The 17,779-nt window shown below is 57.5% G+C and carries 15 protein-coding genes, 1 tRNA gene and 1 pseudogene; 6 read left to right on the top strand and 11 right to left on the bottom strand.

The window, feature by feature from the left end; translation table 11 throughout:
- Positions 1 to 666, bottom strand: a complete 666-nt coding sequence (locus tag ACR0AK_RS06680; protein WP_170557171.1) for an alpha/beta hydrolase — start codon at positions 664 to 666, stop codon at positions 1 to 3.
- Positions 663 to 1,295 carry a DNA-3-methyladenine glycosylase family protein gene (locus ACR0AK_RS06675; protein ID WP_480792785.1) on the bottom strand — a complete coding sequence of 211 codons (633 nt, stop codon included), beginning with the start codon at positions 1,293 to 1,295 and terminating at the stop codon, positions 663 to 665. The genes ACR0AK_RS06680 and ACR0AK_RS06675 overlap by 4 nt, the downstream gene beginning before the upstream one ends.
- Before the next feature lie 97 nt (positions 1,296 to 1,392).
- Here ACR0AK_RS06675 and ACR0AK_RS06670 point away from each other — a divergent pair, with 97 nt between their 5' ends.
- Positions 1,393 to 2,610 (top strand): MFS transporter, encoded by a 1,218-nt coding sequence (locus tag ACR0AK_RS06670; RefSeq protein ID WP_170559278.1) that lies wholly within the window; start codon positions 1,393 to 1,395, stop codon positions 2,608 to 2,610.
- A gap of 88 nt (positions 2,611 to 2,698) precedes the next feature.
- A pseudogene (locus ACR0AK_RS06665) lies at positions 2,699 to 2,998 on the top strand (YceI family protein); the annotation flags it as partial.
- A 19-nt stretch (positions 2,999 to 3,017) separates the two neighbouring features.
- On the opposite strand, the gene ACR0AK_RS06660 reads toward ACR0AK_RS06665, so the two are convergent.
- The 3 genes from ACR0AK_RS06660 to cysS form a co-directional block, all read right to left on the bottom strand.
- The gene (locus ACR0AK_RS06660; protein WP_480792784.1) at positions 3,018 to 3,800 is read right to left on the bottom strand and encodes a squalene/phytoene synthase family protein; all 783 of its coding nucleotides are present in this window, start codon (positions 3,798 to 3,800) and stop codon (positions 3,018 to 3,020) included.
- A complete protein-coding gene (cimA, locus tag ACR0AK_RS06655; protein ID WP_480792783.1) occupies positions 3,797 to 5,431 on the bottom strand; it encodes a citramalate synthase in 1,635 nt (544 codons plus the stop codon). The genes ACR0AK_RS06660 and cimA overlap by 4 nt, the downstream gene beginning before the upstream one ends.
- A 72-nt stretch (positions 5,432 to 5,503) precedes the next feature.
- Positions 5,504 to 6,901, bottom strand: coding sequence for a cysteine--tRNA ligase (gene cysS, locus ACR0AK_RS06650; RefSeq protein WP_480792782.1), 1,398 nt, complete (start codon positions 6,899 to 6,901; stop codon positions 5,504 to 5,506).
- Between the two features lie 217 nt (positions 6,902 to 7,118).
- Here cysS and ACR0AK_RS06645 point away from each other — a divergent pair, with 217 nt between their 5' ends.
- Positions 7,119 to 7,463, top strand: a complete 345-nt coding sequence (locus tag ACR0AK_RS06645; protein WP_480792781.1) for an MmcQ/YjbR family DNA-binding protein — start codon at positions 7,119 to 7,121, stop codon at positions 7,461 to 7,463.
- A gap of 57 nt (positions 7,464 to 7,520) precedes the next feature.
- Positions 7,521 to 8,708 carry a pyridoxal phosphate-dependent aminotransferase gene (locus ACR0AK_RS06640; RefSeq protein ID WP_480792780.1) on the top strand — a complete coding sequence of 396 codons (1,188 nt, stop codon included), beginning with the start codon at positions 7,521 to 7,523 and terminating at the stop codon, positions 8,706 to 8,708.
- 6 nt (positions 8,709 to 8,714) lie between these two features.
- On the opposite strand, the gene ACR0AK_RS06635 is transcribed toward ACR0AK_RS06640, so the two are convergent.
- On the bottom strand, positions 8,715 to 9,233 hold the full coding sequence (locus tag ACR0AK_RS06635; protein ID WP_480792779.1) for an outer membrane protein: 519 nt from the start codon (positions 9,231 to 9,233) through the stop codon (positions 8,715 to 8,717).
- Positions 9,234 to 9,650: 417 nt separating this feature from the next.
- Here ACR0AK_RS06635 and ACR0AK_RS06630 point away from each other — a divergent pair, with 417 nt between their 5' ends.
- Positions 9,651 to 11,195, top strand: a complete 1,545-nt coding sequence (locus ACR0AK_RS06630; RefSeq protein ID WP_480792778.1) for a trimethylamine methyltransferase family protein — start codon at positions 9,651 to 9,653, stop codon at positions 11,193 to 11,195.
- A 54-nt stretch (positions 11,196 to 11,249) separates the two neighbouring features.
- On the opposite strand, the gene ACR0AK_RS06625 is transcribed toward ACR0AK_RS06630, so the two are convergent.
- Together ACR0AK_RS06625 and ACR0AK_RS06620 are read right to left on the bottom strand one after the other, a co-directional pair.
- Entirely contained in the window at positions 11,250 to 11,495 is a 246-nt protein-coding gene (locus tag ACR0AK_RS06625; RefSeq protein ID WP_170557154.1) for an EF-hand domain-containing protein, read from the bottom strand.
- Positions 11,496 to 12,039: 544 nt separating this feature from the next.
- Entirely contained in the window at positions 12,040 to 15,660 is a 3,621-nt protein-coding gene (locus ACR0AK_RS06620; protein WP_480792777.1) for a vitamin B12-dependent ribonucleotide reductase, read from the bottom strand.
- Positions 15,661 to 16,193: 533 nt separating this feature from the next.
- Here ACR0AK_RS06620 and ACR0AK_RS06615 point away from each other — a divergent pair.
- The gene (locus ACR0AK_RS06615) at positions 16,194 to 16,628 is read left to right on the top strand and encodes a hypothetical protein (protein WP_170557150.1); all 435 of its coding nucleotides are present in this window, start codon (positions 16,194 to 16,196) and stop codon (positions 16,626 to 16,628) included.
- A 10-nt stretch (positions 16,629 to 16,638) separates the two neighbouring features.
- On the opposite strand, the gene ACR0AK_RS06610 is transcribed toward ACR0AK_RS06615, so the two are convergent.
- From ACR0AK_RS06610 to ACR0AK_RS06600, 3 genes are all read right to left on the bottom strand, one after another.
- A tRNA-Pro gene (locus ACR0AK_RS06610) sits at positions 16,639 to 16,715 on the bottom strand.
- Between the two features lie 43 nt (positions 16,716 to 16,758).
- Entirely contained in the window at positions 16,759 to 17,175 is a 417-nt protein-coding gene (locus tag ACR0AK_RS06605) for a DUF192 domain-containing protein (RefSeq protein WP_254452915.1), read from the bottom strand.
- 58 nt (positions 17,176 to 17,233) lie between these two features.
- On the bottom strand, positions 17,234 to 17,740 hold the full coding sequence (locus ACR0AK_RS06600) for a cold-shock protein (RefSeq protein WP_480792776.1): 507 nt from the start codon (positions 17,738 to 17,740) through the stop codon (positions 17,234 to 17,236).
- Positions 17,741 to 17,779: the final 39 nt, after the last annotated feature.

Here is a 17,779-nt window from a genome sequence, read left to right as displayed (position 1 = left end):
CTAGAGGCTCAGTTTGTCGCGCATGAAGGCCAGCGCGACGCTAAGCCCGTCCGGGGCAATCCCGTGGCCGGTGCCTTTCATGACATGCGCGTAGACTTCTTTGAAACCTGCAGCCTGCAGTGCCTCGGCGGCTTCGGGCAACGATTGTGGAGGCACCACGTCGTCGGCATCACCATGCACCAAAAGAATGGGCATTCGGCTGACTGTTTCGTCGGGCAGCAGATCGGGCTCTAACAACCGGCCCGAGAACGCAACTATTCCTGCCACCGGATCTTCGCGACGCGGCGCTACATGCAGGCTCATCATCGTGCCTTGGCTAAAGCCGAACAGAACGACCTGCTCTGGCAGCACATCCTCATCCACCATAAGCGCATCGAGGAAAGCGTTGAAGTCGTCGGCGGCCATTTCCATACCCCGGCGCGCTTCTTCCTCGGACGATCCGTCAATCCAGGGGATCGGGAACCACTGGAACCCGTTGGGCATTCCCGGGATCTGTTCCGGTGCATCAGGTGACACGAACAACGTATCGGGCAAATGTTCACCCAGCGGATCGGCCAGACCCAGCAAATCGGCCCCATTCGCGCCATAGCCGTGCACGAACACCACGACCGAGCGTGTGTCTCCTGAAACCGGCTCTTTCCTGAGCGCATTCAAAACTCGTGTCATCTGATCCCTTCTCGTTCTTTGGCCACCCGGTAATAGGCCCACAAAACCCGCGCCGCAACCGAACGCCAGGGTGACCAGGCCTCAGCCATCTGGCGCAATTGTTTGTCGGTCGGCCGACCAGGCAAATCATATAGGATACGCGCAGCCTCCTGCAGTGCCAGATCGCCCGGCGCAATCACGTCGGCCCGCCCCAAAGAAAACATGGCGTAAATCTCGGCCGTCCAGACGCCGATACCCGATACCTCGGTCAGGATAGCCACCACTTCGTCGTCAGATGCGTCCCGTAGAGCCAAGTAATCAATGCGCGCGTCAGCCAGGGCACGGGCGTAGCGGATTTTTTGCCGGCTCAGCCCAACAGCGCGAAGATCGTCGTCGGTGGCCCACATGATCTTGCGCGGGCCGGTCAACTTGGCGTCTTTCAATCGTTTCCAGATCGCATTGGCCGAGGCCACACTGACCTGCTGACTGACAATCGCGCTAAGCAGTTGCGCAAATCCGTCTGGACGGCGACGCAGGGGCAAGGGACCGGTTTGCTCGATCGCATAGGCCATGCGAGGGCAGCTTTTTGCCAGCCAGGTGGCGCCCTCGGCTACGCAATCGGGTGTTTCTATGATCAGTCCAACGGACATGTGCCCTCCGGCCTCAATATTCGCCTGCACGTTAGGCCGCTTTGCCGCAGATGCAACCCGCTTGTGCACAATCGTTTTCGCCGATACGCATGTGCTCATGACAATGACCGCCACCACCCCCGACAACAGTCAGGCCAAACGCAATGTCGCCGTTTTGGTGGCCGCGCAGGCCCTGCTTGGCGCCCAAATGCCGATGATTTTCATCGTTGGGGGGCTGGCGGGACAATCACTGGCGACGAATGCCTGCTTGGCGACTTTGCCCATTTCCTTGATCGTGCTTGGGTCCATGCTCGCTGCCACTCCGATCTCGGCCATTATGCAGCGTTGGGGGCGGCGTGCCGGATTTCTGGTGGGCGCAACGGCTGGGGCCTGCGGCGGTTTGGTAGGCGCTTATGGCTTGTTCCTGGGCTCGTTTCCGGTGTTTCTGCTAGGCAGTCTTCTAACCGGCATCTACATGAGCGCGCACGGCTTCTACCGCTTTGCCGCCGCTGACACCGCGTCAGACGCGTTCCGTCCGAAAGCGATTTCCTACGTCATGGCGGGCGGCTTGGCTGCGGCCATCATCGGACCTCAGATCGTCAAGCTAACCTCAACTGCTTACGTCATCCCTTTCCTTGGCACATACATCGCTGTCATTGCCCTGAACGTCATCGGCTCGGCATTGTTTTTTTTCCTCGACATACCGACGCCACCAAAACCGTCCGAGGATGCACCCAAAGGCCGGTCCCGGATTGAACTTCTCAAGACACCACGCATCGCGGTGGCGATCATTTGCGCTATGGTTTCCTATGCGTTGATGAACCTCGTTATGACCTCGACGCCACTGGCTGTCGTAGGCTGCGGGTTCAGCGCCAATGACGCAGCGGATGTTGTCACCACGCACGTATTGGCGATGTACATCCCCAGCTTTTTCACCGGACAGCTGATCGCGCGTTTCGGCGTCGAAAAAATCGTGGCCCTAGGTCTGGCCATACTGGCCGCTGCCGGGGTCGTAGCCCTGCAGGGCGTCGAGTTGGGCAATTTCTTTATCTCACTGATGTTGCTGGGCATTGGCTGGAATTTCGGCTTTATCGGTGCGACCACGATGTTAGCCGAGTCCCATGAAGTCAGTGAACGCGGGCGCATGCAGGGGCTGAACGACCTGTTGGTGTTTGGTGGCGTTACGTTTGCGTCGCTTGCTTCAGGCGGGTTGATGAACTGTTCCGGCGGTTCGCCGATCGAAGGCTGGACCGCAGTGAACGTGGCGATGGTTCCCCTTCTGACACTGGCGGGTGGTGCGCTGTTGTGGCTGACGATGCGCCCCAGAACGGCCTAAACGTCTAGGCGCAGGATCGGGGTAAAAGTGCCAGAGTTGTGCGCTTCGGAAATACCCTAGTCAATTTAGCTGGAGCCCGTTCAACAACCACCTCGAAAACTGCGATTCCTTTGACATCGAAGCCTCTCCAGAAATCCGCTTCGTTTCCACTTCGGCCATGCAAACCGGTGCAAGCTCCCTGCGCATGATAGGAGTTCCGACCATCAAAGATCACACCAAGACTGCCGCCCTTGAAATCGATCTGACCTGCATTACTGCACGCCCACTAGCCGGTTTCATTGACTACAAAATGGCGACTGGGTGGCCGTTGAAGCCTCGGGCCAGCTTTTGCGTAGCAACTATGGCGTCGGAGCGTTTGCCCCAGGTACGTCGGACATGGAGAATCTGAAAATTTCGGCTGGGGATAGCTACCAGCGTCCCGTTGCCGCCTGTACCATCAAGGAAAGGCGGCGGCGGATTTCGCCTGAGTCAAGCGTGCCAGCTGCGACCCTTTCCGGACGCGCAATGGCCTGCTTTAGAATTAACTCGGTTTGCCAACCAGAATAGAGCGCGGCGGCTGCGTTCTTTGCCACTAAATGGCGCTGAGACCGCGCCTGTTTCAGCCGTCCATACGCTTTTTCGGCAAGACCCTGTACACCCGCTGGCGTTCCATCCAGCAACGGTATGCGCCCGCGCGCTTCCAGGTCCGGGATGGCGCGCAACCAGTTGGCGACCCCAACGGCATAACCGAAATCCCGCACGACTTCTTCATCCGCAGATCCCAGCGCCTGTGCCGCAACCACCGCAAGCGTTCCTGCGCTGTGGTTGATATATGCGTCGAAGTGATCCTCATCTTCGAACGGATCTCGGTATATATCCCAACGCCTTACCGCCACATACTCATCCATCATCGATGCAAGATGCGGGGATAGAACACGCGACAGTGGCGTGACAACTTCGTGTCGACGAACGGTCGGGCCTTCGGCTATTTCCTGCAGCGCATCACGCCACCATTGCAAGCGCATCTCGGCAATCATCGGCTCTTGCGTGACCCAAGGGGCCCGCGCTACCTCGATGTTTAACGCATAGATCGGAAACAACACTGCCCTCGCGGACACAGGTGCCGCCATGGCCGCCATAAACCGGTCCGGATCGGCCCGATGCAAGAGCGCAGCGCAGGCCTTGACGTCGTCGTCAAAAGGCGCACTCACTCGGCAACTGCCGACTGGGGGCCGCAATCGCGCACCAGTTTCCATTGGATCGCGTCCAGCAACGCTTCGAACGAGGCATCGACTATGTTTGCACTGACGCCGACGGTGGACCACCGCCGCCCCTGCCCGTCTTCACTGTCGATAATAACTCGGGTCACAGCCTCGGTACCGCCCTGTGTGATCCGCACCTTGAAGTCGACAAGGTGCATGTCATCCAGAATCCGCGAATACTGCCCGAGATCTTTGGCCAGCGCTTTGGCCAGCGCGTTCACCGGGCCCCGGTCCCCGCCAGCGCCATCCAGCGACTCGCTGACCGACAGTTTCTTTTCGCCATCGACCTTAACCACAACCACGGCTTCGGACAGGCTAACCATCTTGTTGTACTTGTTCTTGCGTCGCTCGACCGTGACTTTGTATCGTTTGACCTCAAAGAATTGCGGCAATTGCCCCAATTCATCCCGCGCCAACAGCTCAAAGCTGGCCTGCGCGGTATCGTAGGAATATCCATCCGCCTCGCGCAGCTTGATCCGCTCCAGAATGCGACCCAATGCCGGATCGCCGGCCTCGACTGACAGACCCGCCTCGGCCAGACGCTTGCGCAGATTCGATTGCCCCGCCTGGTTCGACATCGGAATGATCCGCGTGTTTCCAACCGATTCTGGCTCAACATGTTCATATGTCGTCGGGTCCTTGAGGATCGCGCTGGCATGCAGGCCCGCTTTATGCGCAAAAGCCGATGCACCGACATAGGCCGATTGCTTGCTGGGTACCCGGTTCAGAATGTCGTCCAGCATCCGGCTGACGCGGGTCAAACCAGCCAGCGCCTCAAGACTGACGCCGATATCGTAGGTCGACGCATAGGGTTCTTTCAGCAGCAGTGTCGGAATCAACGAGGTCAGGTTTGCATTACCGCACCGCTCACCCAACCCGTTCAACGTTCCCTGGACCTGACGCGCGCCGGCATCGACGGCGGCCAGGGAACACGCCACTGCATTTTCCGTATCGTTATGCGTATGGATACCCAATCGATCCCCCGGCATACCGCCCGCGATTAGTTCAGATACGATCCGAGACACTTCCGCAGGCAAGGCCCCGCCATTGGTGTCACACAAGACAACCCAGCGTGCACCGGCCTCAAGCGCGGCGCGACAAACCTCAAGCGCGTAGGCGGGGTTGTCCTTGTAACCGTCAAAGAAATGTTCGGCGTCAAACAGCGCCTCGCGCCCCTGCGCCACGACATGCGCGACCGAGGCGCGCACGTTCTCGACGTTTTCCTCCAACGGAATACCAAGCGCATGGGTGACGTGATAATCATGGGACTTGCCCACCAGACACACCGCCTGCGTGCCCGCGTTCATCACGGCGGCCAGAACATCATCATTCTCGGCCGAACGACCGGACCGTTTGGTCATGCCAAAGGCAGTCAGGCGCGCATTGGTTTTTGGTGCAGCATCAAAATACGCACTGTCCGTAGGATTTGCGCCGGGCCAGCCGCCTTCGATGTAATCGACACCCAACTCATCCAGCGCCTGCGTAATTTGTACTTTCTCGGCGGTCGAAAACTGCACGCCCTGCGTTTGCTGCCCGTCGCGCAGGGTAGTGTCGTAGAGGTAGAGGCGTTCTTTGGTCATAGCTTGCTCCCGCTGGCGCTCAGTCATCGATTACGCCTGTTTTGCGCAACAGGTGTTACTTTGATCAGCCATTTAAACGTTCTCCAGCTTTGCCGCATCGAAGCCTGCACCGGGCACCAATTCCACGCCCTCTTTGCTCATACGAACCTCAAGACCGGCAGCCAGATACGCAGCTTTCAATCGATCAACTTCCGAGAAGTCTTTGTTTTGCATCGCACTTGCGCGAGCATCGGCCAGCCGATCTGCATGAGATGTCAGGTCCACCGATGCAGTATCCGCCCACGCACCCATGTCCCCGGTCAGCAGACCCAGAACTTGTGCGCTGGCCAACAATTCAGCCGCATCGCCATTTGCTGCCAAACGGTGCAGCTCGGACAGGGCACCCGCCGTGTTCAGGTCGTCACTCAGCGCAGCGACAACCGCGGGGGCCGCGCTGGCTGCGGGCTCGATGCCCGCTGTCAGCGCCCGCCACTTGCGCAACGTCGTCTCGGCCTCGCGGGCCTTCTTCTCGGTCCAGTCCATCGGCTTACGATAGTGGGTCTGCAAAAAAACAAAGCGTATGACCTCACCCGGAACGCCCTGTTCCAGGAGGTCATGCACGGTAAAGAAGTTGCCCAGCGATTTGGACATCTTCTTACCTTCGACCTGCAGCATCTCATTGTGCAGCCAGTAGCGCGCGAACTCGCCATGTGGATGGGCGCACTTGCTCTGCGCGATCTCGTTCTCATGGTGCGGGAACATCAGGTCGTTGCCGCCGCCGTGGATATCAAAGCTTTCACCCAACAGCTCATAGCTCATGGCCGAGCATTCGATGTGCCAGCCTGGACGGCCACGGCCCCAAGGCGAGTCCCACCCCGGCAACTCATCGGTCGAGGGCTTCCATAGCACGAAATCCATCGGGTTTTTCTTATACGGCGCAACCTCGACTCGCGCGCCTGCGATCATGTCATCGACGGATCGGCCCGACAGCGAACCGTACTGCTTTTTCCAACTATCCACCGCGAACAGAACATGCCCCTCGGCCTCATAGGCATGACCCTTAGCGATCAAATCCTCAATCATCGCAATCATTTGCGCGATGTACTGAGTCGCACGTGGCATCTCATTGGGCTCCAGTGCGCCCAACGCGCCCATGTCGTGCAGATACCAGCCGATGGTTTCGTCCGACCGCTCCTGCACCAATTGCTCCAGCGTGCCCTCAGCGCCCGCCTTCTGGCGCGCCAGCGCGGTCGCGTTGATCTTGTCGTCCACGTCGGTGAAATTGCGCACATAGGTTACGTGATCCAAGCCGTAGACATGGCGCAGCAACCGATAGAGCACGTCGAAAACTACAACGGGCCGCGCATTGCCCAGATGGGCGCGATCATAAACCGTTGGGCCACAGACATACATCCGCACGTTTTCGGCATCGATCGGAACGAAATCTTCTTTCGTCCGCGTCCGGGTGTTGTGCAGTTTGATCGTCGTCATCGGTCGGCTCCTAAGAACAACAAAGCGTGTCGCGTTGGCGCGGGCTTAGCAACTTGTCTCAGGGATGAAAACGAAAGAAACCGGCCCGCTTGATAAATCAGCAGGTAATGCAGCAGATAATGATGCAGGTCATACGGTTCATATCTTCCCCCTAACACGGACATGACGTTGAGCCAAGGCTTGAGTTTCAGCGCATGCCAGCGCACCCTTTCAAATCATGAGCCGAGAATCCGTCAATTCGATCTGCCGCGCTTTTCCAGGAGCTGACCTTTCCGACCCTTGGGGCGGAGGCCATGACGCATGGAAGGTCGGTGGCAAGATGTTTGCCTGTATCGGCACTGCCAATGACGGCGTGTCGGTAAAAACGCCGGATATCGAAACAGCCCAGATGCTGATCGACGCAGGTGTCGGCACCAAAGCCCCCTATTTCCATCGCAGTTGGATCCGGCTGCCGTTTGACTGTGACGAGGATGAACTGCGTCATCGACTGGCCACATCCTACGATCTGGTACGGGCATCCCTAACGAAAAAAGTGCAGTCCACTTTGCCCCAACGAAGCTGATTGACATTTTTCAACACCTCTGGCCCTGTCAGCAAAAAGACAGGACCGGAGCGTGCCATGAAATTGTCGCAGCGTATCACTCATCTGACCGGAGGCGGCAGTGATGGGTGGGATGTATTTTATCGTGCACGCCGGATGATCAGCGAGGGGCACGTCATTACTGAACTCACCATTGGTGAGCATGACATTCGCACGCATCCGACGATTCTGGATGCCATGGATCTATCAGCGCGTCGGGGAAACACCGGCTACGCTGTGGTGCCCGGTTCAGATTTGCTGCGCGATACCGTTGCCGCGCGCATTCAGGCCCGCACCGGCCAGAAGACAAGCCGAAACAACGTGTTAATCACACCGGGCGGCCAATCTGCACTATTCGCAGCCCACGTAGCCGTGTGCGACCCTGGCGATGTCGGTCTGTATCTCGATCCTTATTACGCGACCTACCCAGGCACGATTCGTGGTGCCGGTGCGAAAGCCCGCGCAATCCAGACTACCGCCGAGGACGCGTTCCAACCGCGCGCGCAGCAAATTGATGCAGCCTCCGATGGCGCCGTTTCGCTGTTGATCAACAGCCCGAACAATCCCACTGGCGTCGTTTATTCGCGCGAGACATTGAACGGTATCGCAGGTGTCTGCCGAGATCGCGACCTGTGGCTGATCTCGGATGAAGTTTACGACACACAGATCTGGGAAGGTGAGCATATCTCACCCCGAACCCTGCCCGGAATGGCCGAGCGTACCTTGGTCGTTGGTTCGATGTCCAAGTCGCACGCGATGACCGGGTCCCGGTGCGGTTGGGTGGTCGGTCCTGAGGAGGTGATCACCCATCTCATCAATCTGGCAACGCATACAACATATGGCGTTCCCGGTTTCATTCAGGACGCAGCCAGTTTTGCATTGAATGCAGGTCATGATCTTGAAGAGGAGATCGCCGCTCCATTTCGCCGCCGTCGTGCGCAGGCGATCGCGATTCTTGCCACGCAGAACACCATTAGTCTGGTGCCGGCTCAAGGTGCGATGTACCTGATGTTGGATATCCGCGCCGCGGGACTAAGCGGTGAGGAATTCGCCAACGCGCTGCTGGACACTCACGCAATTGCTGTCATGCCGGGTGAAAGTTTTGGCAAAGCGGCGGCAGGTCACGTGCGCGTTGCAATGACAATTGATGACGACCGGTTTGCTGCGGCACTCAGAACGATCTGCGAATTCGCAACCGGCTTGGCGGAAAGCCACGCGGCGGAATAGGCGTTCTCAGAACCGGAAAGTTGTACGCAGGTTGAAGACGTTGGTGTCAATGCCGCCCTGACTTTGGGTGGCGTCGTTAAAGTCCTGGCGCAGGGCCTCGCCGCTGATGACGAAACTGTCGCCGATCGGATAGGCAATTCCGATTCCATAGACCGCAGCGGTGTCATTGTCGGGCGATGCATCTAATCGCGCCGCGCCCACGACGACATAGCCCAGGGCAGAACCAAAATCATAACCGCCGCGCAATTTGAGACGAGCGACACTGTCCAAGCTTCCTTCGCCCTGCCCCAAATCCAGCGAAAGCCGGTTATACTCCAACTCTCCCCCAAGAACGAAGTTTCCGAAATCGTGGTCATAGCCAACGAGCGGACCAAAGGTTGTATCATGTCCGCCAGACCCGTTTGGCCCGTCTACATCTGCATAGCCAAAACTGAAGCCTGCATACGCCCCTGTCCAATCCTCTGCAAATACCGGTGCGCTACCGATTGTCAGGCAGGTGGTAATGAGGGCCGTCAGGGCTTTCATCAACCTCTCCAAAATTCCTTGCAGCTGGCCCAACAGACAACGGGCCTCGTCACACAATAATTGGTTTGCAATCGTTAAAAATCCATTGAGATCACGAACCACTCTTAAATAAGTGATAGAAGCATAACAGATTTTCCCGAATTCGGGAAAAAACTTTACCCGACGGCAAGAACTGATGCGAACAAGGCACAGCGCTTCGTTTTTGACCTCTCAGGTCGCAAACAGGACAGATTGTACGCCCTCATATTGGGAGAGTTCGCGTCACTATTCGAGGAACCGCATGCAAAGTTATGTTTGGAAAATCCGCTTGATCAGCCGTACCATTGGTGCGGATCGCGGGCGTGCCGCACGGGGGCGGCCAGTCGAGGTCTGAGTACACTCAACCCTGAACGTACTTTCACGACCGGACTCTAAAATATGAACGAACAAACCCGAAATACATCGCGCAGCGGCGGCCGTGCCGCGCGTCGTGCGGCCCGTGCAACCGCCCTGCCCGACCATCTGCGCCCAATCCGCGCCGGAATGGAGGGCGGAACGCTGAAGGTTCTGACCCAGGCGCAAATCGAGCGCATACACGAGGCCGCTCTGACCGCATTGGAAACGATTGGTCTGGCAGACGCCCCTCAAAGTGGGATCGACTATCTTGTGGGCGCAGGCTGCACCTTGGGTGACGATGGCAGAATTCGGTTTCCCCGCGCACTGGTCGAGGACACGATTGCCAAGGCCAACCGCTCGATCACTTTGCATTCGCGTGACGGTAAATCCGATCTGGAACTGTCGGGAAACCGTGTCCACTATGGCACCGCCGGAGCAGCTGTCAGCATGGTCGACGTGCATGGACAGGAGTACCGGGATTCGACCCTTCAGGACCTCCACGATGCGTCCAGGATCTGCGAACAGCTTGAAAATATTCATTTTGTCCAGCGCCCGATGGTGTGCCGCGATATTCCGGACAACCTCGAAATGGACCTGAATACGGTCTATGCCACCACCTGTGGCACGCACAAACATATCGGTACATCCTTCACCGAACCAAGCCACGTAGGCCCCGCAATCGAGATGCTGCACATGATTGCTGGCGGCGAGGACAAGTGGCGCGAACGGCCCTTTATGTCGAATTCGAACTGCTTTGTGGTGCCGCCGATGAAATTCGCAACTGAAAGCTGCGAAGTGATGGAGGAATGCATCAAGGCAGGAATGCCCGTTCTACTGTTGTCAGCCGGAATGGCCGGGGCCACCGCGCCTTCAACCGTCGCTGGTGCAATCACGCAAGCCACCGCCGAATGTCTGGCTGGATTGGTTTATGTAAACGCTGTAAGCCCCGGTGCGCCCGCTATTTTTGGCACTTGGCCGTTTGGCCTGGACCTGCGCACAGGCGCGATGTCCATCGGTTCCGGTGAGCAGGCGCTTCTGACCGCGGGCTGCGCCCAGATGCACCACTTCTACGACCTGCCGGGCGGCGCAGCCGCAGGCGCGTCAGACGCAAAACTACCCGACATGCAGGCTGGTTGGGAGCAAATGTGCTCGAACGTCATGGCCGGACTTTCGGGTCTGAACATGGTGTATGAAGCTGCGGGCATGCATGCATCGCTGCTGGGGTTCTGCCACGAAAGCCTGATCCTTAGCGATGACCTGATCGGACAGGCGCAACGCTGTGTGCGCGGCATTGAGGTGACGGATGAAACGTTGGCACTGGATCAGATGGCCGAGGTTTGCATGGGCGGGCCGGGTCATTATCTGGGGACCGACGCGACGCTCAGCCGAATGCAGGCGGATTATGTCTATCCCACTTTTGGCGACCGGTCGTCTCCGAAAGAATGGGTGGAAATTGGCAAGCCGGATCTGATCGAAAAGGCAGTGAAACGGAAGGAAGAGATTCTTGCGACCCCGTCTCCGGCCAGATTTGATCCACTGCTGGACGCTGAGTTGCGCAGCAAGTTTAACATCTACTTGCCCGCCTAACTCATTGAAATAAGGCGGCCCGTGGGGGTACGGGCCGCCGATGCCTTCGCGGGATTAGCCGTTGCTGGGCGGTAGCAACCCTGCTTCCTGCGCGACGGCAATTTCATCTGCGTCCAGCGAACCGTCGCCGTTGGCGTCCATAGCCGAGAAACCATCGGCGTCGACCTCAGGCAGAACGGCTTGAACCTCTTCGATGGTCAAAACTCCGTCGCCGTTGGTGTCTGCTGTTGACTGCGCTACGGCCATTGCCGGCAGGCCAAATGCAAATGCGGAAATGATTGCGAGGTTTTGCGGTTTCATTGTGATGCCTCCTAAGTGGTATTTGTGTGTGTTTACGTCCGGACAGGCACCAGAGACACCCAACCGGAAAACATCACCAGCCCCACCTGACAACATGACCGGTTTCGCGCCATTCTCCGCGTGTTTGTCCGAGTCGCGTCCGCAATCAACCGCTGGGCGAAACGTCCAATCCGAGTTTCGGCGGTTCTTGCCCGATGCGTTTGCGCCGTTCCGGCAAGGCCCTGCCTAAATCAACGACTCGAGGCGCAAAAAAGAAAGGGGGCCGAAGCCCCCTGTCAGTTTCGCCTTCCAGGCTCATTTCGTTGACCGCCCGGTGTTTTTTTGCCTGCGGCCTGGACTGCGCATGGGACGAGCGCACCCGTCCCGTGAAAGAGTGGGAAAGAGCAAATATTCCGCCCCACCCTGTTCCCGGCCAACACGGGCATGTCGGCCGAGTGGACCAAGGCATCGAAGGTAAGTCTCAGCGCCTTGATCCGTATTCGTCGGGGTCGGTACCTGTGGCAGCTACCCGACCCCTGCACCCCGGGTTGCCGGGGCGTTTGCCTTAGCTACACCCGCTGGTCGCGCCGCAGGTGTTGCATTTCATGCAGGTGCCGTTGCGCACCAGCGTGTAGTTTCCGCATTCGCCGCAAGGATCACCCTCGTACCCCTGCATCTTGGCTTTGGTCCGCGCGTCCATACCCGTGGCGACGGCAGTTTCCGCGACCGGGGCTTCGAACTGCGCGGCGGGTTCAGCCATTCCGTTCACTTCGGGTTGGCCGCCGTTGAAAACCACCAGGTCCTGCGGCAGACGCTTGCGAAGATATCCGGTCGAGCTGATTTGCTTCAGTACTTCCAAGGACTTGGAGGCCGCACTTTCGCTGATTTCCGAGACATTCGACAGACCATCTTCTTCGCCGCGGCCCAAATCATCGAAGGTTGCGCCTTCGGGTTTCACGTGCGCCAGATCGGTCCGGTCCAGATAGGACACGGCCAGTTCGCGGAAGATGTAGTCCAGGATCGACGTCGCGTTCTTGATCGAGTCGTTGCCCTGCACCATCCCTGCTGGTTCGAATTTGGTGAAGGTGAAGGCATCCACGAACTCTTCCAGCGGTACGCCGTATTGCAGGCCAACCGACACGGCGATGGCAAAGTTGTTCATCATCGCCCGGAAGCCAGCGCCTTCCTTGTGCATATCGATGAAAATCTCGCCGAGTTTACCGTCTTCGAACTCACCCGTTCGCAGATAAACCTTGTGCCCGCCCACGATCGCCTTCTGGGTATAACCCTTGCGGCGATGCGGCAGTTTCTCGCGATGGCTGCGGATCATCTCTTTGACCACAACCTTCTCGATTACCTTTTCGGCCAGAACGACAGCTTTCTCCTGTGCCGATCCGCTTTCCAGCACTTCAGCGGCTTCATCGTCATCCTCGACGAGCGCCGCCGCCAGAGGCTGCGACAGTTTCGAGCCATCACGATACAGCGCGTTCGCCTTCACACCCAGAGACCAGCTGAGTTCGTATGCCTTCTGGCAGTCCTCGATGGTCGCGTCATTTGGCATGTTGATCGTCTTCGAGATCGCGCCCGAGATGAAGCTTTGCGCCGCGGCCATCATAGTGATATGGCTATCAACCCCAAGGAAACGCTTGCCTTTTTTGCCGCACGGGTTGGCACAATCGAAGATCGAATAGTGCTCTTCCTTCAGGTGCGGCGCGCCTTCCAGCGTCATGGTTCCGCAAACGTGGTCGTTCGCCGCGTCGATATCTGCCTTGGTAAAGCCCAGATGGCGCAGCAGGTCGAAGGTCGGGTCATTCAGCTTGGTCGCTGGGATGCCCAACACGCCAGTGCAGAAATCCTCGCCCAGTGTCCACTGGTTGAAGACGAACCGGATATCAAAAGCGCTTTCCAGCGCAGCATCCACCTTGGCCAGTTCATTGGGGCCAAAGCCGTGACCGGTCAGCGACGTGTGGTTGATCCCCGGCGCATTGCCGATGGTGCCATGACCGACCGCGTAACCTACGATCTCTTCGATCTGAGACGAGGAATAGCCCAGCTTCTCCAGCGCAGAAGGCACCGAGCGGTTGATGATCTTGAAGTAACCGCCACCGGCTAGTTTCTTGAACTTGACCAGAGCAAAGTCTGGCTCGATCCCGGTGGTGTCACAATCCATCACCAGACCGATGGTGCCGGTGGGCGCGATCACGGTCGCCTGCGCATTGCGGTAGCCGTTTTTCTCGCCGAGGCTCAGCGCCTCATCCCAAGCTGACATGGCCAGATCGATCAGACGCTTGTCCGGGCAGTTGCCATGGTCCAAAGGCACCGGCTTCACCGCCAGTTTTTCATAACCCTCGGTCACTCCTTGCGATGCGCGGCGGTGGTTACGGATGACGCGCAGCATGTGGTCTGCGTTACGCTCATACCCTTTGAACGGCCCAAGCTCGCCGGCAATCTCCGCCGAGGTGGCATAGGCCACACCGGTCATTATCGCGGTCAGCGCGCCACAGATCGAACGCCCCTCATCCGAGTCATAGCTGTAGCCCATGTTCATCAGCAGGCCGCCGATGTTGGCGTATCCAAGACCCAAGGTACGGAAATCATAAGACAGTTGCGCGATTTCCTTGGATGGGAACTGTGCCATTGTCACCGAGATTTCCAGCGTCAGTGTCCACAGACGCGAAGCGTGCATGTAATCCGCCGCCTGGAATTCACCATCCTTGAGGAAGGTCAGCAGGTTCATCGACGCCAAGTTACAAGCCGTGTCATCGAGGAACATGTATTCCGAGCAAGGGTTCGAGCCGCGGATGGCTCCGTCTTCGGGGCATGTGTGCCATTCGTTGACGGTGTCATGAAACTGGATACCCGGATCAGCACAGGCCCATGCCGCATGGCCGACTTTTTCCCACAGATCGCGCGCCTTGACGGTCTTGGAAACCTTGCCATCGGTGCGATTGATCAGTTCCCAATCCGCGTCTTTCTCAACTGCGGTCAGGAAAGCGTTGGTCACGCGGATTGAGTTGTTCGAGTTCTGGCCCGAGACCGAGCTGTAGGCTTCCGAATCCCAGTCCGTATCATAGGTCGGGAACTCGATGCTGTCGTGACCCTGCTTGGCGTAATCCAGCACGCGCTTGATATAAGTCTCAGGGATCGCGACCTTTTTGGCTTCGCGAACCGCTTTCTTCAGGCTGTCATTCTTGTTGGGATCATACGCATCGTCTTGCGCGCCGTCCCATGAGCGGATGGCCTCGAAAATGCCGTTCAGCATCTTCTCGTGCATCTTCGATCCGGCAACGATCGAGGCCACCTTCTGCTCTTCGATCACCTTCCATTCGATGAATTTCTCGATGTCCGGGTGATCTGCATCGACGATTACCATCTTTGCTGCTCGACGGGTTGTTCCGCCTGATTTGATCGCGCCAGCGGCGCGGTCGCCGATCTTGAGAAAGCCCATGAGGCCCGAGGACTTGCCGCCACCCGACAGCGCTTCGCCTTCTGCGCGCAAATGGCTGAAGTTGGTCCCGGTGCCCGAGCCGTATTTGAACAGGCGCGCCTCGCGCACCCAAAGATCCATGATGCCGCCTTCGTTCACCAGATCATCATCAACGGACTGAATGAAGCATGCGTGAGGCTGCGGATGTTCGTAAGCGGATTTCGATTTCGTCAGCTTGCCGGTTTTGTAGTCGACATAGTGGTGACCCTGCGCTGGACCATCGATTCCATAAGCCCAGTGCAGACCGGTGTTGAACCACTGCGGGCTATTTGGCGCTGCACGTTGGGTCGCCAACATATAGCGCATTTCGTCAAAGTATGCGCGCGCGTCTTCCTCGGTCGAGAAATAGCCACCTTTCCAACCCCAATAAGCCCAGGCACCTGCAAGGCGGTCAAAAACCTGCTTCGAAGACGTCTCGCCATCAAATTCTGCGCCATCGGCGGGGACCGAGCGCCACAGGAATTCGGGGACGTCTTTTTCTTTAACTTTCTTCAGCTTGGACGGGACGCCCGCTTTGCGGAAATACTTCTGCGCAATGACGTCGCTTGCAACCTGGCTCCAACGCGCCGGCACTTCGATATTGTCCAGGCGGAAAACGATGGTGCCATCCGGGTTTCTGATCTCAGACGTAGCTGAGACAAAGTCCAGTTCCGCGTAAGCGTCCTGTCCCGGTTTCGTAAATTTCCTGTCAATCTTCATGTCCGCCGCCCTAGATTCAATCAACTTGTCCTTCAGCGTCAGGTCCTCAGACGTGGACCGATCGCCATGCCGTATAATTTCGGGCGCAATAGGCCGGCCGCTGCATTCACCAGCGCAAAACCGATCAAACGGTTGCACGTTACTATGATGTGCTTTCCGACCCTCGCCCTGTGCCCTATGCTGGTTTTGCTACCAGATTTAGTGGCATCCCTTCCGGCCCATACAACTTGGCGTATCAGACCATAGATCGTCAACGCCATTTTTAAGTCATTTTTGATATCTTTAGTGTTGACCCGATTCTGAGAACTTGTCGCAGAATTCCCTGCCGTGATTCCTCCACAGGTTCATCCACCAAACTTCTACACTGAATCTAAAAACACACAGAGTAATTAACCCTGTTCTCCGGCATAGTTATCGGAATTTGATAATCTAACGTTAAGGTGGATAGGGTGGAAAAGAATCACGATGCGATCATTTTGACGGACGGCTTCGCGCTAGACGGCTAACACGGTCGATAAAGAGGAACAGGGCAGATGTCGTTGTTACGTTTAATTCCGGTTCTGGCCCTGATAGTGGCCTGCACACCACAAGATGTGCCCCCTCCGGCCCGCAGCGCACAATTCGACAATTTTCCAAAAAGACTGTTCGATACGTTTGAGATCAGCTGCGATGGTCCGGGTGAACACTTTAAAAACACCGGAAATCGCGTTTTCGAATGCACCGAGTTTCTCCCCCCGGACACAACCGCGTTTCTGATTCTCAACTATGACGGTTACCCTCAGGACCTGCCCAAAAGCGTGATGCGGCTGACAACGACCAAGAACAACTCAGGTTACCGAGTCGATGCCGAGCTGTATTTCAACGTGCCACGCAGAAGCGGCCCGTCGGTCAAAGTTCCAGTGGAAAGCGAAACGCTGGATAAGGCGCTTGGCGCGCTTTACCAAGCGTTGGGTGGTTCACCAGCATAAGTGAAAGAAGTGGTCGGGGCGGCAGGATTCGAACCTACGACCCCCTGTACCCAAAACAGGTGCGCTACCAGACTGCGCCACGCCCCGGACCGTGCGCCTTCCTAACGATGCCAATCCGATTTGAAAAGCCCTAACAGGACCAAATTGCAGGACCTTGGGAAAAAATTTCATGCCGCACGACAGTTCCGGGTTTTATCGAGTAGCGCGCCGCCAGTCCCGCATTGATTTCGAGCACCGCAAAGACGGAATCGCCGCCTTCTATCGGTGTCAGATCACCGGGAATCGCGCCTTGGTGGACATGCGTCACTGTACCCGCCCGATCGAGGAAAATGATATCTAACGGAATCAGCGTGTTCTTCATCCAGAACACGACAGGCTGCGGCGGATCAAAAACGAACAGCATCCCCGAACGGTTTGGCAGCGACTCGCGGAACATCAATCCACGCGACCGCTCCTGCGGGGAAATTGCTAGTTCTATATTGAACCGAATCTGCGCCGAGTCGTTTTTTATATCGATCTGATCAGGCTTGCACGCCGCCCAGGTCATTCCGGACCAAAGCAACAAAACCGCTAAGAGACCCGGAAAAAACTTTGGCATGAATCACTCAATCATCCAGAGCAGCTTCCCAGGCCAGGACCTGAGCCGCCATACGTCCACGCTTGCCACTGATAACGCGCATCGCAAGCGCCTCGCCGGGCTGCAGATCCGACAGGCCAGAGCGTCGCAGAACTTCGATGTGCAGGAACACGTCTTCGCCACGACCAAAGACATTCGCGAAGCCAAAGCCCTTGCCTTTGTCGAACCATTTAACCCGTGCAGCCTCAAGCGGAGCAGCGGCGATTTCAACGGGATCAAGCTCGGCAAAATCGGCCAGCATCATGGTGTCCGCCCGTGCGGGCGGATCAACACTGATGACCTCAACCGCCTGAACGCCACGGTCCGTGCGGTGGGTCATGATTTCTATGCCTGCGCCATCCGCGACCGAGCTTTGGCCGAAGTTCCGCAATACATTGACGTGCAACAAGATATCCGGACCGCCCTCATCAGACACAACGAATCCGTAGCCCTTGGCAGGGTCGAACCATTTCACGTGTCCACGGACGCGGTACATGTTGTTCAGATCTTCTGGCACGGCGTTCCCATCGCGAAA

The organism is Ruegeria sp. BI12 (assembly GCF_056537985.1).
Note: the sequence above shows the minus strand (reverse complement) of the source record. Positions and strands in the feature narration are given on the sequence as shown.